The sequence below is a fragment of the Cyanobium sp. NIVA-CYA 375 genome, assembly GCF_056108345.1.
Genome location: NZ_JBSYHW010000428.1, coordinates 1 through 531, shown reverse-complemented (window position 1 = coordinate 531; position 531 = coordinate 1). Strand labels below are relative to the sequence as shown.

Below are 531 nucleotides of genomic sequence, written 5' to 3'. Positions count from 1 at the left end.
GTCGTCGGTGTTTTCAGCCCGGTGCACGGTGGCCAATGCATAGGCGCCCGCAGCCAGGCCCAGCCGCGCGAGCGCGCCGAGCAGCCTCGGCTCGCTGCGGAGGAGGCGGTGGATCATTGGCCCCTGCCTCCGCAGGATCCCCCAGAACACTGTGCTGACCGGCAGTTCGAGCAGGCTGCGATCCGCCCCGGCCCAATAGGGCCACAGCGGGTGAGCGCTGTAGTCCGGCCCGTGCTGCGCCGAATAATCGAAATTGCTGCGCACGGAGGTGTCGATGGCAATCCCGGCCTCGCGCAGGATTTCGCCGGTCTGCGTACCGGTGCCGTAGCGGCCTGCGCGATAGATCAGCGGGTTGACCGAGAATGCTCGCTCGATCTCGTCACGCAGGCGCAGCAACTTGGCCCGCTCCAGTTCGAACGGCAGGTTGCCGGCATAGGAATTGCGCGGATTGACCTCTTCCTGATGCGGCGGATTGACCCACGGGTGGAGCTGGACCCCGATCTCGGCCTTTCCCGCTGCCGCCGCCGGGCG

The 531-nt window shown here is 67.6% G+C and carries 1 protein-coding gene; it reads right to left on the bottom strand.

What is annotated here, in order from left to right; all coding sequences use genetic code 11:
• Positions 1 to 531: polysaccharide deacetylase family protein (locus AC01FP_RS18965; protein ID WP_474482512.1), on the bottom strand; the 531-nt coding region annotated here is incomplete at both ends.